We start from the raw sequence: 15,491 nt of genomic DNA, 5'->3' as shown, positions 1-15,491 counted from the left end.
TTTATGGCACAAATAAAAATATTTTTTTATGTTCAACATTTATTAGGTATTGGTCATTGGCAGCGTGCTTTATTTTTGTGCCAGGCCTTACATAATCAAGGATTTCAAATATGTTTAGCATCAGGGGGTATGTCTCCTGATCATCCACAAATAGGAAAATTTAATTTCGTTCAGCTTCCACCTGTCAGAAGTTTGGATCATACATTCAAAACATATGTTGATGGGCGGGATCAACCTATTAATGAATTATGGAAAAAAACCCGGCAAGAAATTTTGATAAAAAAATTAAAGGATTTTAATCCCCATATTATTATAATTGAACATTTTCCCTTTGGTCGTCATTTTTTTGAATTTGAACTTATTCCTTTCTTAGATCAAGCATCATCTCAAAAAAATAAACCAAAAATTTTATGTTCTGTTCGTGATATTTTACTCCCCACGACCAACCCCAAAAAAATCTTAAAAACGCTTTGCTTTATTAAAAATTATTTTAATTATATTTTAGTCCATGGGGACCCAAATTTTATCACCTTAGAACAAACATTTCCCGATACAAAAACCTTTCATCATAAAATCATTTATACAGGCTATATAACAAACCCAAATTATTCTTTTATCCCCCTTAAATCTCTGCAAAGACATAAAGAAATAATCATTTCTGCAGGTGGGGGGGGTGCTTCATTAAAATTATTCCAATGTGCTCTACAAGCAAAAAAAATATCAAAATTTAAAAACTATACATGGCGTTTTTTTATTGGGTCGTTTATATCTGAACAGCATCGCAATATGATAAAATCTTATCAATCATCTGATATGATTTTTGAAAGATTCGGTAATAATTTTTATCAACATTTACAAGAAGGATTTTGTTCTATTTCACAGGCAGGGTATAATACAACCCTGGATCTTCTTCAAGCTAAAATACCATCTTTGGTTATACCTTTTATGGAAAAAAATGAAAGCGAACAAATGATTAGAGCAAAAATTTTTGAAAAATTTGGGTTTTTACATATTTTACACGAAGATGACTTAACCCCCTTATCTTTGGCACAATCCCTTGATCATTTACCCCAAGAAATTCCAGATATACTTATTAATCTTCAAGGTATTCCGAACACCATCAATTTTATTAAAAGTATGTAAATGGCTAGTTGGAGTGATCTTAAACAAGAATTAATTTTATGGGATTCCCATAATTTATCCATATATATGTGGTGGCGTGATGATGATGCCGTTCAATTTACCCCTGAGCTGCAGCTTCTTTTAAATCTGGCAAAAACAAACCACTGTCCAATTACCTTGGCTGTTATTCCTTATGCCAATCAATTAAAATTAGATGACATGATCCATAATGAGTATGAATTATCAATTGTACAACATGGATATCGCCATCATAATCATGAAACATATCCCACAAAAAAAAGTGAATTTGGTCTTAATCGTTCTTTATCAGACTCAATAGATGATTTGCATGAAGGACAGCTATTAATGAAAAAAGTTTTTGGACCTTATGCTTTACCAGTTTTGGTACCACCCTGGAATCGTATCGATGATAGGATTATTGATTATCTTCCATCTCTGGGATTTAAAGGATTATCTACTTTTGGTACAGATAAGATTGGATTAAAAAAAGGAATTCTTCAATGGAACTGTCATATTGACCCTATAAATTGGCATCAAGGAAAAAGCTTTTATGGAGAAAGCCAAGTTATAGATATGATCCTTCATGAAATACAAAAAAGACGTTTTAATTCGTCATCCCATAATCCTTTGGGATTATTAACTCATCATCTTATTCATGATAAAAATTGCTGGAATTTTATCCAAAATTTACTGGATTTTAGTCAAAATTATTCTTGTATCCAATGGATCAGTTTAAAGAGTTTCATTAAATGAACTTTAAAATGACTATTACATTTGACAAGAGCATAAATTTCAATTCTGATTAATATAAGGACATTTTATTAAAGAAAAAAAATGGATTGTGTATTAGATATTAAAAATCTTTCTTTGGCTTTTCGTTTAGGCCAATATAGTTTTGATGTTGTCAAAGATATTTCTTTTACCATTCCATCTGGGCAAACAGTTGCCCTTGTAGGTGAATCAGGGTCAGGTAAATCCGTTATTGCTCAAGCTATTATGAATATTTTACCCCCTAATGCTAAAATTATTAGAGGAGAAATTATTTTCAATGGCAAAAAAACAAAATCCTTAAATATTTTAGATCAAAATCCTTTTGGCAAACGCATGCTCTCTATCAAAGGGCAAGATCTTTCTATTATTTTCCAAGAACCTATGACATCGCTTTCGCCCGTACACACCATAGGGGATCAAATTAGCGAGGTTCTTTTTATTCATCAAAAAATTAATTACAAAGCTGCGAAAGAACTTTGTCTTTCTATGTTAAAAATGGTTGGCTTTAAAAACCCTAAACAGGCATTTAACCGATATACTTTTGAATTATCAGGTGGGCTTCGCCAACGTGCTATGATTGCCATGGCTCTTATTTGTAGGCCAAGTCTCTTAATTGCAGATGAACCAACAACTGCTTTGGATGTTACTATTCAAGCCCAAATTTTGGGATTAATACGCGATTTACAAAAAGAATTAAATATGGCTGTTTTAATGATTACCCATGATCTTGGAATCGTTGCAAATATGGCTGATAATATTGTGGTTCTTTATCACGGTACTATCATGGAAAAAGGTAGCCTTGATGATATATTTTATGATCCACAACATCCTTATCTTAAAGGGTTACTAAAGGCCATCCCAAGATTTCATATGGGAGAGGGTGAAAAATTAATTCCTCTTCGGGCTATTCGTCATAAAACTGTACCAGAAAGCTTTATTAAAAAAAATACTGTTGCCCCCAGTAAACAGCCCCTTTTAGAAATTTCAAATATTTGTAAAACGTACCGCTATGGGCATTCGCTTATTCGGGCTGTCGATGATATCAGCTTTACCCTTTATCAAGGTGAATGTCTTGGTATTGTAGGAGAAAGTGGGTGTGGTAAAACAACTTTAAGTAAAATCATTCTCCGCGCCATAAGTCCCGATCAAGGCCGTATTTTTATGTATGAGAAAGGAGAGAAATTTGATCTTTTAAATGTATCTTCTTCTTTATCGTTTAAACTTAGACGTTCAATGCAATTTATTTTTCAAGATCCTTTTAGTTCGCTTAATCCAAGAATGACTATTGGTGATATTTTACAAGAACCTTTATTAATTCATCAAATCGGTACAGCCAAGAGCAGAAAAAAATTGGCCAAACAACTTATGGAAATTGTAGGTCTTGATCCTAATTATCTTAATCGCTATCCCCATAGTTTTTCTGGTGGTCAACGTCAACGTATCGGTATTGCAAGAGCATTAGCTCTTAATCCCGATATTATTTTATGTGATGAACCTGTATCAGCTTTAGATGTTTCTATTCAAGCCCAAATCCTTAATCTTCTTAAGGAATTAAAAAAAGAATTGGGGTTAACCTACCTTTTTATATCCCATAATCTGGCAGTTGTGGATTATATTGCGGATCGGATTCTTGTTATGCATGCAGGTCGGATCGTTGAAATGGCACCTAAACATATTTTATTTAAAAATCCCATTCATCCTTATACTCAAACCTTATTGGCAGCTGTACCCGAACCTGACCCACGTTATCCTTTAGATTTTAAAAGGTTTAAAAACTCTGATTATGGAAATGCAGAAAATTGGCCCCATCCTTTCACCATTAAACATGGGGAAGATGTTCCTTTAATCGAAATTGCATCTCATCATTTTGTTCGTGCTCATCATGCTGTTTAATAATCAAATAACTGTTTTAGTGACAAAGGTTTTTAAAAGAAATTGGTTCTTTTTTTCTTTAATAATTTTTTTTGTTTTATCCTTACATGTTTTTGCAGGTACTTTTTCTTATCAAGAAGCACCCTCCTTAAAGGTAAAAGTTGACCAAGGCGTATTACCCCGTCTTTTAGAGCGGTTACCAACAAACCCTGCTATAGCAACATTACCATGGCCCAATCAAACACCAGGATCTTATGGGGGTGTACTTACAACATTAGGTATTACTAGCAAAGATACCAGATTAATGACTGTATATAGCAATGTTCGTTTAATTAACTATGATAAAGATTTTAATTTAGTTCCCGATCTTTTAGAATCATTTGATGTTCAAGATAATAAAATTTTTACTTTTCATTTAAGATCTAACCATCGATGGTCTGATGGATATCCCTTTACAACTGAAGATTTTCGTTATTATTGGGAAGATATTGCAAACAATGAAGATTTATCACCCAACGGACCACCTTTAAATTTTTTGGTTAAAGGTGAAAAACCAAAAGTAGAGATTATAGATGATACTACCATACGCTATAGTTGGAATAATCCTAATAATAATTTCCTACCTATGTTAGCTGGACCTAATCCTTTATATCTTTACCGTCCAAGTCATTATTTAAAAAAATTTCACAAAAACTATACCAAGGCAGAAGATCTTGATCTTTTAATCAAGCAAGAAAGATTTCGAAACTGGGCACCACTCCATAATCGAAAAGATAATATGTACAGAAATGACAATCCTGATCTACCTACTCTTGATCCTTGGGTTTTGTCAACTAAACCTCCAGCTGATCGATTTGTTTTTATACGCAATCCTTATTATTACAAAATTGATCCAGAAGGACATCAATTACCTTATATAGATGAAGTTATTTGGAATATTACTGATAACAAAATCGTCCCAGCTAAGGTAGCTGCTGGTGAGGTTTTGCTTCAAGCCAGATATTTAAGATTTGATAATTATACCTTTTTAAAGGAAAGCGAAAAAAGAGGAATTTACAAAGTCAATCTTTGGAAAAATAGTACAGGGTCAGCTATGGCCTTGTATCCTAATCTTAATATTAATGATAAAATTTGGCATGATCTTTTTAACCAAGTTAATTTCAGACGTGCTTTATCACTAGGCATTGATAGACACGAGATTAATCAAATTATTTATTATGGATTAGCTGAAGAAGGAGCTAATACTATTTTACAGCAAAGCCCCTTATTTAAAGATACCTACAAAAAGAAATGGGCAACTTATGACCCAGCCATGGCAAATAAGCTTTTAGATGATTTAGGACTTAATAAAAAAAATGATGAAGGTATAAGATTACTGAAAGATGGAAGACCCTTAGAAATTATCGTAGAAGCAGCAGGTCAAGTACCTGAAGAAATTGATATTCTACAATTAATTGGAGATAGTTGGAAAAAAATTGGAATTAAAATTTTCATTAAAAGTTTAGAAAGAGATTATTTTCGCAATCGTATTTTTTCTGGTCAAACTATGCTTTCTGTTTGGACAGGATTAGAAAATGGGCTACCTAATACTTCTTTTAGCCCTGCAGAATTAGCACCTACATCCCAACAGCATCTTCAATGGCCAAAATGGGGGCAATATTTTGAAACCAATGGGGAATCAGGCCAACCTGTTAGAGATCCGGAAGCCCAAAAATTAATGGATTTACTTGATTTATGGTATAAAGCAACATCAAGTTCTGAAAAAGAAAGTATTTGGCATCAGATGTTAGAAATATTTAGTGATCAGGTTTATTCTATTGGTACTGTTTCTGAAACACCCCAACCTATAGTAATCAGTAAAAAACTACATAACATACCAGAGCAAGGTATTTATAGTTGGGAACCAGGTGGATATATTGGTATGTATAATCCTGATACTTTCTGGTTTGATCAATAAGGTAAAGAAATAATAGCATGGTAAAATACTTAATAAAAAGATTAGGCATTACATTCATAACATTATGTGCCATTAGTTTTTTAATTTTTGCCATTATCCAAGCACCACCTGGTGATTATTTAACCACCTATATCAATGAACTTCAAAGTCAAGGAGAAGCGGTTGATCCACAAAAAATTGCTTTTTTAAGAGAGCAATATGGATTGGATAAAAGCTTTTTTGAACAATATTTTATGTGGGTTAGCGGCTTAATCCAAGGGGATTTGGGCTATTCTTTTGAATTTAATCAACCTGTCAGCCATATTATCGGGGAACGATTAGAATTAACTGCACTCGTATCTTTTAGCACCCTTATTTTCATATGGATTATTTCTTTTCCTATTGCAATTTATTCAGCTACCCATCCTTATAATTTTTTAGATTATATTTTAACTTTGATAGGTTTTTTTGGATTGGCTATACCAAGCTTTCTTTTAGCTTTGATTTTACTCTATTTAAGTAATGTGTTTTTTGATACGTCCATCGGTGGATTAATGGATCCTATATATATTGATCAACCATGGAATATAAATAAATTTTTATCTGTATTAAGTCATTTGTGGGTGCCCGTAGTTGTTATTGGAACATCAGGGACAGCCGCTATGATCAGACGATTACGTGCCAATCTTTTAGATGAATTACAAAAACCATATGTAGTTACAGCAAAAGCTAAGGGATTAAGAAAAAATAAACTTTTAATTAAATATCCTTTGCGCCTTTCTTTGAATCCTTTCATTGCGGATATTGGATCTATTTTACCTGATATTGTATCGGGTGCTGTTGTAGTTTCTGCGGTTTTATCGCTTCCCACAACAGGTCCTATGTTACTTCAAGCTTTGTTAAGTCAGGATATGTATTTGGCTGGTTCTTTTTTAATGTTTCTTGCTGTATTAACGATCATTGGTATGTTTATATCCGATATTCTTCTTGCTTTACTTGATCCCAGAATCAGATTGGGTGGGGTTATAAAAAAATGATTTTTATTTGTGTTAGGTTTTTATGACTTTAAATCATTATGTTAATCAACAACCTTTTGACCCCTATCAAAGTGAAACTTCTGAGGGGCAAGAAAAATTTTATCAAGCATCCCAATGGCGTATTATCTGGTGGAGATTTCGTCAACATAAATTAGCTTTAATTTCTGGGTTATTTTTATTGTTTATGTATATAGCTATATGCATGACCGAATTTTTGGCCCCCTATAATTTACATACACGTCATATTGATTTTATTTACGCCCCACCTCAATCTATTCATCTTTTTCACGAAGGGCAATTTATCGGTCCATTTACGTATGGGTATCGTTATTCATTAAATATGGAAAATTTAAAACGTGATTATAAACGAGATAATACAATCATCCATAAAATACAATTTTTTTGCCGTGGGGATTCTTATAAATTATGGGGTTTTATTGATTCTAATTGGCATTTTATTTGTCCGGAACCTAGTAATGATAAAGCAACCTTGTTTTTATTAGGAACTGATCGTTTGGGACGTGACATGCTCTCACGTATTATTTATGGCGCACGAATTTCGCTCACCGTTGGATTAATTGGGGTAACCATAAGTTTTTTATTGGGTCTATTTATTGGTGGCATTGCTGGATATTATGGGGGATGGGTTGACACCATATCCCAACGTTTAATTGAAATTATCCAATGCCTCCCCCAAGTTCCCCTTTGGCTTGCGTTATCTGCCATTATTCCTATTACCTGGAGCCCAATTTTAGTCTTTTTTGGCATAAGTGTTATTTTAGGTTTTCTTGATTGGACAGGGTTGGCGCGGGCTGTACGTTCTAAATTTTTATCTTTACGTGAAGAAGATTTTTGTACAGCAGCTCAATTATTGGGGGCCAAGCCAAAAAGAATTATTACACGTCATCTTTTACCAAATTTTTCAAGTCATTTAATTGCATCAATAACTTTATCTATTCCCAGTATGATTCTTGGTGAAACAGCTTTAAGTTTTCTGGGTCTGGGCTTGCGCCCCCCCATTACAAGTTGGGGTGTGCTTTTAACTGAAGCCCAAAATATGAATGCCGTTGCTTTATATCCTTGGCTTTTGCTTCCTGCTGTTCCTGTTATTCTTGTTGTGTTAGCTTTTAATTTTTTTGGGGATGGTCTAAGAGATGTCGCAGATCCATATAAAACACATTAAAAGATAAGATTATTTTTTCTGTAACCACAAGCTATTTTCATAAGCCGTTGGTAATAAAGGTAATGTATCAACAATAGAATGTTTTAAATCTTCCATCATTTGGGTTTTAACAAAATGGCTCGCAAAGATAACTTGCCATTGATCAGATAAAATTAAAGGTATTATAATTAATTGTTCATTATATCCCCGCCATGCCCAAGATTTTGGATAATCTTGGGGAAGAAAAATATCATGAATATGAACTAATACCCCGGAGGGCAATTGAGGTAAAATGACGTTGATTAATAAATCAACATCACTTCCTGGAATTAAAATATGGCTTGAATCAATAAAAACCATATCATTTTCTTTTAATGATATAAAAATATCTTTGTGCTTTAATTTTAAATTACTTTGAATAAATTCCATAGACGCTACATCAAAAGAGGCGCGAGGTTTTGGGTCAATCACCGTCATATGCGTGCGTAATTGACCATCACGAATAGCTTCTATAAAAAATCTTGTTGAATGGCCAGATCCAATTTCAATAATTTTGCTGGGTTTATATAATCTTGTAAGCGTATAAGCAACCGCAGCATCTAATCTTGGAAACCAATCTTGATGCCATCTTGGTAGATTTCTCCCTCCATTCTTGGCCTTTGCTTCATTAATTGTGATTGTTTGTAATTCCTGGCTAAACTGACCTATTCTTAAAAGAAGATTTTTAAAAAAATCTTTAGAATTTAAGAATTTAGTATAGATATCATTATAGAAAATATTTTTTCTTTCTTCTAAAAAAACATCCATATAACGATAAGGTACAAAAAATCCATAGAATTTATAACCCAAAATTGTAGCAATTTTAAAATAGAACCTTTTTATTAAAAGAAAATATTTTTGATAAAATTTTATCATAAAGGAAGTATTAAACCTTCATAAGCTATATGAGCTTGAGAAAATGTTTTTTTAAGATCTATATCCACCTGATCTAGAAAATAATCATCATGACCTGGATCATGATGGAAGGCAACAAAAGTCTTAACCCCAGCTTTTTTAGCAAAATCTATACCCACCTGCCAAGTAGAATGCCCCCACCCACAACAACGATTATATTCTTCATCTGTATAAGTTGAATCATAGATAAAAATATCTGCATTTTTAATAAAATCTATCAAAGCGTCATCCATTTTTTGATTTCCATGTTCATGATCGGTACAATAACAAATTGATCGTCCTTGATAGGTAAGCCTATATCCCACAGCTTCATTTGGATGGTTCAATCTTAATGTTTGAATTGTAACACCGGGTCTGGGTTCAATTATATTGTGCATGGGAATAGTATGGTAATGAACGTGAGCTTTGAAAATATCAGGTGTAACTGGGAAAAAAGGTTCTTGCATTAAATCTTTAACAAGATCTTTTGTAGATTTATTTTTCCATAAATCAGCAGTCCAAATGTTTATGTGATTATTTTGATAATATAAAGGTTTAAAAAAAGGTAATCCCACAACATGATCAAGATGCCAATGGGTTAGAAAAAGATCTAAATCAATATTAGAAGATGATTTGTTATTTATTAAATTATAACCCAGAGATCTGATACCTGTACCTGCATCAAAAATAAATAAAAAAGGTCCGCACATTACTTCGATACATGAGGTGTTCCCTCCATATTTGCTGTAGTTTTTTCCGCCACAAGCAAGACTACCTCTGACCCCCCAAAAACGTACAAACATTTTGCATTATCCTTATTTATTTTAATTAATTATTTAACTAACAAGGCGATATCCTTTTTCTTCTGTAATAAGTATTGACGCCTCAATCGGATTAAGTTCAATTTTTTGACGAAGACGATACATATGAGTTTCCAATGTACGTGTCGAAACACCAGAATTATAACCCCAAACCTTGTCGAGCAAAGTTTCGCGATCCATGGCTATCCCTTCATGGTCATATAAAAATCTTAAAATAGCTGACTCTTTTTCTGTTAACCTTATTTCCTTTTTATTTTTTTTATGGAGAAGAAGTTTAAGATGGGGATAAAAATCATAGGGGCCTATAGATAAAGCTGGATAAGATGTATCAGCATGGGTTAAATTCTGTTCTTTTAACAAAGCAATAAGCTGATTGATATGAAAAGGTTTATCCAGGAAATAGCGAACACCACTTACCAAAAATGGGTTCAAATTTTTATAAATTTTTGAATCTGCAATTAGAATAATAAAAATATTAGGAAATTCTTTATAAGCTAATTTACAAAAATCTAAGCTTATATCATTCAAAGTTTCAGCATGAACAAAAACATGGTCATAATGACCATGTTTTAACATGTCCAGTGCATGATCAATCTTTTCAACTTCATTCACATCAAATTCTGGATATAAACCAAGATGTTCAACAATTAATAAGGAAATTTTTTGATAAGGATCAAAAACCAAAATTTTTTTTTGCTGAAAGTTTATTTTATTGTTCATAATTTTACAGAATCTTATTAGTATTTTACTTAAATTATCTATATCATGATAATCTTGATATTATATCATATTTTTTTATCTTTGCCGAACTTTTACTTTTAAATTATGCCCAATCATTTTATTACAAATCGTATCCAAGCAGCTTTAAAACAAGGGGATATGATTCTCCTAACCCATAATCAATGTAAATGGGGAATTATAGCTTCGGAAACAATTGATCCATCCACATTTTATTTTTTAAAAAATCATTCTATTGATCTTAATTTTGTTTTATCAAATCCCCGAATTAAATCTTTGGAAGATAGTCCTATATTTCTTAATCATAATTTTTTACCTTCACATGAAAATGGCTTTACACTTTTTTCACTAGATACATCAACAACATGGGATGATCTTCAATCTTTTATCAATCCTATTGTTAAAATTTCAAAAGCTGACGGTAAAATTTTACCCCAAGATAAAAAGGGGAATAAAATTGATCAAATTTTATTAGACAAAATATTTCTTTTAGTAAAAAAAGCCGACCTTTTACCTTCTTTTATCTTTTTTAAAATTGAAAAACAGGATGAATCAATTTTTAATTCTTTTTTTCATTTATCTTTATGTTTGAATATAGATGGCGCAATTCTTAAAGATATTACACTAAATCAAGAAGAAATATTAACCCAAATAGCCGAAGCCAACCTTCCCTTGGCTCATAATATATTAGCTAAAATCTTAGTATTTCGAACCTCGGACCATTTAAAAGATCATTTAGCCATTTTAGTTAATTACGAACCATCATCTAATCCTGTTTCTTGTCGGATTCATTCTTCTTGCTTTACAGGTGATTTATTAGCCAGCCTTAGATGCGATTGTGGTGAACAACTTCATCAAGCTTTAATTACTTTGTCTCAAAATGATGGGGGTGTTTTGCTTTATTTAAATCAAGAAGGTCGGGGCATTGGCTTAATTAATAAATTACGTTCTTATCAATTGCAAGATCAAGGGATTGACACCTATCAGGCCAACCAATTTTTGGGGTTTGATGCAGATGAACGTTCTTATGAAACTGCCGCAACTATTTTAAAAATGCTTAATATTACAACTATTAATCTTTTGACCAACAGCCCGCAAAAAATTAATCATATGGAAAAAAACGGTATCCATGTTGCCAATCAAACTTTAATCAATATAAAACCAAATACTCATAATAAAAATTACCTTCAGGCTAAACAAGAAAAAATGAACCATAAGATAAATTTTAATAAATAACCCTGTACCCCAGATACTTTCATGAATCCTTCAAAATTAATTTTAACAGTAGGCGATAGAGCACCCAATTTTGCCCTTCCTGATTCTTTAGGCAAACTAAGATCTTTTTATGATTTGGTCAAAGGTCAATATATTCTGTTATATTTCATTCAATCAAACAATTCTGACGCAGAAATTAAAGCCAAATATTTTTTTGATCATCAAGAAAAATTTTATCAAAAAGCACATATCATTATTGTTACCAGCCCAGAAGTAATAACAAAATTTGCCAATACAATTAATACAAATTCCGATATAAAATTATTATCTGATCCCTTGGGTAAAATTTCAAAAGCCTACTTTGAAGCAGTTGTAGATTTATCTTCCCAAAAAAATCATGGGGAAAAAAATCATGGACAAAAGAATCTCGGTCTTTTACTTGACCCTAATCAAAGAATTCTTCAGATATATGAAGAAAATTCTGAAATATGGGATATTATTTTATCCAAAATTGATACTCTAAATAAAAATTTTTCATCCCATATTTTAAGCAATTTTGCCCCCGTTTTAATGTTACCCAGGGTTCTGGATTTTAACACATGCCAAAGTTTAATTGAAAGATGGAATAAAGAGACCATTGAAGAAGGTAAAGTTTTATCTGTAATTGATGGTCAAGCTGTTGAACGTGTTCATTATGATTTGAAAAAAAATCGTTATCAACCTATTAAAGAGCCCGATCTTATTCAAAAATTAAGTTTTACAATTGGTAGACGCATCGCCCCAGAATTACAAAAAGTTTTTCGGTTTCAAGGTTTTTATTTCGACCAATTTCATCTGACCTGCTATAATGCAGAACGTGGTGACTATTTCAAACCGCATCGTGATGATGCATCAGAAGAAACAAGCGACCGGGTATTTGCAATGTCACTTAATCTAAATGACGATTTTGTTGGAGGTAATCTTTATTTTCCTGAATATGGTTTCAATGATTATCGTCCAGAAGCTGGATCTGCATTAATCTTTTCAACAACAATTTTGCATGAAGCAAAACCTTTATTACAGGGTGAGAGATTCGTTTTATTATCATTTTTACGAAAACTTAACCCTTCACATATTAAAAAGGATAAGTAATTTATTTTTAAATGCAGCTTAGTTTTAAAAGCTAGAATGCCTATAGTTTTATAAAAATTTTTAGGCTATTTTCTTAAACCAAAAATCGCTGTGCCAATTCGTACCTCAGTAGCCCCTGCATCAAGAGCCTGTAGAAAATCGTTGCTCATCCCCATACTTAATTCTTGAAATTTATATTTGTGGGCTAAATCCGCTAGTAATTTAAAATGCGGTATTGGATTTTGGCCATAAGGTGGGATACACATCAATCCAACGATTGGCAAAGCAAGTTTTTTCAGACAAAAATCTATAAAATATTCTGTGTCATTTAATTTTACCCCAGACTTTTGTGGTTCATTTCCTGTATTAACTTGGATTAAAAATTTTATTTTCTTTGGATTTTTTTTTAATAAAACTGCCATTGATTCTGCCAAAGATATACGATCTATGGTTTCAATAACGTCAAATAAAGTTAGGGCTTGTTTTATTTTATTGGTTTGTAATGGACCAATTAAATGTAAATCAATATCGGAATAATCCTGCCGAAATAAGGGCCATTTATTGTAAGCTTCTTGGACTTTATTTTCTGCGAAACAGCGATGACCAATTTTTAATAAAGGTTCTATATACTCAGGGGGTTGGGTTTTTGTCGCAAGTGCAATTTTAGGGAAGATTTTAATGCTATTTACTGTGTTACTTTTTTTAGATTTAATTTTTTCTTCTATCTGGGATTTAATTTGAAAAAATCTTTGTTTAATAATTTCTTGCTGTTCAATTAAATTTTTTGTGTCATTCATTATTTAATCCAGACAAATTTATTTTTAGAATAACGCACATATATTAATGTACCATTTTATTTAAAATGAAATCCACATGAAAAAAGGGAAGCCGAAGCTTCCCCTTTTCTGTAACTAAATGGTAAATTTATTAGAATGTAATACCAAAACCAGTGGCAATGCTGACACCTTTGTAATCACCATCTAAATCATTTTGACCTTCGTCTCTTGCATCGTCATAAACATCATAGTTTAAGCCCGCATCAAGAGTAATCCCTGGTCCCAAGGCATATTGCATGCTAAATGATACTGTATCCAATGTATCACGATCGTGACCATTTTTGTGAAGACCATCAAGACTTACGGCATCATATGAACCATGGGCATAACCTAAACCAAGTGTCCATTCATCCCAATTATATGTGGCACCAAGACCCCATTTGGTTGAATCAATATCATCTACAATATTGTCAATGTTACTTGTTTGGTTAAAGTTGGCACCCAAGGTAAAGCCAGCAAATCCTACTGTACCACCAATACCCCAAGTTTCATTATCACCCATATGTTGGCCATCTTTACCGCCACCACGTTTTTCACGTTTGAAAGCGCGTTCCCAAAAAGCTGCCATATTAACGCCAACTGCGCCAAATTTATTAGAGTATTCTGCACCCAAGGACAATTGTTCAGAATTTTGGCCTTCGTCTTTGTCACTTCTTGTACCATTTTGGTTAGCTGGTTCGTCTTCAGCATCGTTTGGTGCATATGAAACACCCATACGGAAACCTGAAAGAACAGGGGTGAAGTAAGCAATTTTGGTTGCTTTATCACTGCTTCCTACAGTGTCGCACATTGTATTGTTATCAATTTCTTGTGCTGGGAAACGACCACCACCATCAGCAACACGGCCTTGAACGTTTGTGAAGATAAAGGCAGCATTCATACCAGAAGCACCAAAAAGACCGGCAGATGGTACTTCAAGACACATCAAACCACCGACAGAACCGAAATCACCCACACGAATTTCCCCGAAACCACCGCGGAAATAAGCATAAGCAGCGTCAATTTGGTCACCGTTGTTTTGACCTTCTAATTCAACGCGGGTACCAACTGTTAAACCGTTGTCTAATGTTGTGCTACCTAAAAAGTAAATTTCGATATTTTGTTTAATTGCATAATCATGATGGTCATTGGCAGAGCGTTCACTATCATTTTCTTCGCCATCATCAAAAACGTGACCCATAGCAGCCTGATAAAAACCCCCAAGGCTGAGCTTTATGGGATCTTCCGCAAAGGCTGTTCCCGTTAGCATTCCGGCAGCTACAAGAGCGGTTGTTCCGAAAAGAATTTGTTTCATCGTACACTTCCCTATAACAAAACTATTTTAAACTATAATGGTTGACTGGCGTCTTAACCTGGAGGGCCAGCCCCCATATTCTTGCCTTGCGGCGTCACCAGACGTGCATTGATTTTAATCTTTAACAAGAATAAAACCCTTGCTCTTTAGCGATACTATAGAGTTGAAAGGCAGGGTCAAGAATGTTTTAACTAAAAATTAAGGGTTTTAAAAAATACTGTTGCGCGCAAGACACAATTTTGTCTTCCCATTTAAAAAAACCCAATTTAAAATTAAAATAATTGAAAATTCCCCTACATTTCAAAAATATTATACTTTTATTGTATACTAACCTGATAAAAGATCAAAAAAATATAATAATTATTAAATCAATTTTAAAAGAATAGAGTTTAAAAATTAATTAATAATCAACAATCCAAGAAATTTAGATTTTGACCTATCTAAGGGCTAAGTTATTCTTTCTTGTTTTAAGAAAAAAACCCAGTTTTTTAAGGTTTTTTAATTTGAAACCTCTAGATTTTCTTAAAATTTTGTTTTATGTCATTATAATAGAATTTAAAAATTCAAGAATCAGTAAGCCTAGTTAACTGTTAAAATAATCCCTTTGTTCGATTTATTTTAAT

General features: G+C 32.7%; 13 protein-coding genes. 8 read left to right on the top strand and 5 right to left on the bottom strand.

Annotated elements, in window-relative coordinates; all coding sequences use genetic code 11:
* The first annotated feature begins 3 nt into the window (after nt 1–3).
* From K1X44_00805 to K1X44_00780, 6 genes are all read left to right on the top strand, one after another.
* Entirely contained in the window at nt 4–1,143 is a 1,140-nt protein-coding gene (locus K1X44_00805) for a hypothetical protein (protein MBX7145828.1), read from the top strand.
* Complete coding sequence (locus tag K1X44_00800; GenBank protein ID MBX7145827.1) at nt 1,144–1,896, top strand: hypothetical protein; 753 nt, start codon at nt 1,144–1,146, stop codon at nt 1,894–1,896. It begins immediately after the preceding gene.
* Nucleotides 1,897–1,977: 81 nt separating this feature from the next.
* Nucleotides 1,978–3,807, top strand: a complete 1,830-nt coding sequence (locus K1X44_00795) for an ABC transporter ATP-binding protein (protein MBX7145826.1) — start codon at nt 1,978–1,980, stop codon at nt 3,805–3,807.
* Complete coding sequence (locus K1X44_00790) at nt 3,797–5,743, top strand: ABC transporter substrate-binding protein (protein MBX7145825.1); 1,947 nt, start codon at nt 3,797–3,799, stop codon at nt 5,741–5,743. Before K1X44_00795 ends, K1X44_00790 begins: the two co-directional genes overlap by 11 nt.
* 17 nt (nt 5,744–5,760) lie before the next feature.
* The gene (locus K1X44_00785) at nt 5,761–6,759 is read left to right on the top strand and encodes an ABC transporter permease (GenBank protein ID MBX7145824.1); all 999 of its coding nucleotides are present in this window, start codon (nt 5,761–5,763) and stop codon (nt 6,757–6,759) included.
* Between the two features lie 22 nt (nt 6,760–6,781).
* Entirely contained in the window at nt 6,782–7,942 is a 1,161-nt protein-coding gene (locus K1X44_00780; protein MBX7145823.1) for an ABC transporter permease, read from the top strand.
* Between the two features lie 9 nt (nt 7,943–7,951).
* Here K1X44_00780 and K1X44_00775 read toward each other — a convergent pair whose 3' ends face one another.
* From K1X44_00775 to K1X44_00765, 3 genes are read right to left on the bottom strand one after another with little or no spacing between them, the layout of a single operon-like run.
* Nucleotides 7,952–8,836, bottom strand: coding sequence for a class I SAM-dependent methyltransferase (locus K1X44_00775; protein MBX7145822.1), 885 nt, complete (start codon nt 8,834–8,836; stop codon nt 7,952–7,954).
* Nucleotides 8,833–9,657, bottom strand: a complete 825-nt coding sequence (locus tag K1X44_00770) for an MBL fold metallo-hydrolase (GenBank protein MBX7145821.1) — start codon at nt 9,655–9,657, stop codon at nt 8,833–8,835. The genes K1X44_00775 and K1X44_00770 overlap by 4 nt, the downstream gene beginning before the upstream one ends.
* 33 nt (nt 9,658–9,690) lie before the next feature.
* Nucleotides 9,691–10,395: a winged helix-turn-helix domain-containing protein gene (locus tag K1X44_00765; GenBank protein ID MBX7145820.1), complete on the bottom strand. Its 705-nt coding sequence runs from the start codon at nt 10,393–10,395 to the stop codon at nt 9,691–9,693.
* 105 nt (nt 10,396–10,500) lie between these two features.
* On the opposite strand from K1X44_00765, the gene K1X44_00760 reads away from it, so the two are divergent.
* Together K1X44_00760 and K1X44_00755 are read left to right on the top strand one after the other, a co-directional pair.
* Nucleotides 10,501–11,649, top strand: coding sequence for a GTP cyclohydrolase II (locus tag K1X44_00760; GenBank protein ID MBX7145819.1), 1,149 nt, complete (start codon nt 10,501–10,503; stop codon nt 11,647–11,649).
* A gap of 21 nt (nt 11,650–11,670) precedes the next feature.
* The gene (locus tag K1X44_00755) at nt 11,671–12,759 is read left to right on the top strand and encodes a 2OG-Fe(II) oxygenase (protein MBX7145818.1); all 1,089 of its coding nucleotides are present in this window, start codon (nt 11,671–11,673) and stop codon (nt 12,757–12,759) included.
* Nucleotides 12,760–12,824: 65 nt separating this feature from the next.
* On the opposite strand, the gene K1X44_00750 is transcribed toward K1X44_00755, so the two are convergent.
* Together K1X44_00750 and K1X44_00745 are read right to left on the bottom strand one after the other, a co-directional pair.
* Nucleotides 12,825–13,535, bottom strand: a complete 711-nt coding sequence (locus tag K1X44_00750) for a YggS family pyridoxal phosphate-dependent enzyme (protein ID MBX7145817.1) — start codon at nt 13,533–13,535, stop codon at nt 12,825–12,827.
* A 130-nt stretch (nt 13,536–13,665) separates the two neighbouring features.
* Nucleotides 13,666–14,868, bottom strand: a complete 1,203-nt coding sequence (locus K1X44_00745) for a porin (GenBank protein ID MBX7145816.1) — start codon at nt 14,866–14,868, stop codon at nt 13,666–13,668.
* Between the last annotated feature and the right edge of the window lie 623 nt (nt 14,869–15,491).

It is taken from the genome of Alphaproteobacteria bacterium (genome assembly GCA_019695395.1).
Classification (GTDB): Bacteria; Pseudomonadota; Alphaproteobacteria; order JAEUKQ01; family JAIBAD01; genus JAIBAD01.
Note: the sequence above shows the minus strand (reverse complement) of the source record. Positions and strands in the feature narration are given on the sequence as shown.

Coding starts and splice junctions, on each gene's coding strand:
- K1X44_00805 (MBX7145828.1), top strand. CDS start 4: ATGGCACAAATAAAAATATTTTTTTATGTTCAACATTTATTAGGTATT.
- K1X44_00800 (MBX7145827.1), top strand. CDS start 1,144: ATGGCTAGTTGGAGTGATCTTAAACAAGAATTAATTTTATGGGATTCC.
- K1X44_00795 (MBX7145826.1), top strand. CDS start 1,978: ATGGATTGTGTATTAGATATTAAAAATCTTTCTTTGGCTTTTCGTTTA.
- K1X44_00790 (MBX7145825.1), top strand. CDS start 3,797: ATGCTGTTTAATAATCAAATAACTGTTTTAGTGACAAAGGTTTTTAAA.
- K1X44_00785 (MBX7145824.1), top strand. CDS start 5,761: ATGGTAAAATACTTAATAAAAAGATTAGGCATTACATTCATAACATTA.
- K1X44_00780 (MBX7145823.1), top strand. CDS start 6,782: ATGACTTTAAATCATTATGTTAATCAACAACCTTTTGACCCCTATCAA.
- K1X44_00775 (MBX7145822.1), bottom strand. CDS start 8,836: ATGATAAAATTTTATCAAAAATATTTTCTTTTAATAAAAAGGTTCTAT.
- K1X44_00770 (MBX7145821.1), bottom strand. CDS start 9,657: ATGTTTGTACGTTTTTGGGGGGTCAGAGGTAGTCTTGCTTGTGGCGGA.
- K1X44_00765 (MBX7145820.1), bottom strand. CDS start 10,395: ATGAACAATAAAATAAACTTTCAGCAAAAAAAAATTTTGGTTTTTGAT.
- K1X44_00760 (MBX7145819.1), top strand. CDS start 10,501: ATGCCCAATCATTTTATTACAAATCGTATCCAAGCAGCTTTAAAACAA.
- K1X44_00755 (MBX7145818.1), top strand. CDS start 11,671: ATGAATCCTTCAAAATTAATTTTAACAGTAGGCGATAGAGCACCCAAT.
- K1X44_00750 (MBX7145817.1), bottom strand. CDS start 13,535: ATGAATGACACAAAAAATTTAATTGAACAGCAAGAAATTATTAAACAA.
- K1X44_00745 (MBX7145816.1), bottom strand. CDS start 14,868: ATGAAACAAATTCTTTTCGGAACAACCGCTCTTGTAGCTGCCGGAATG.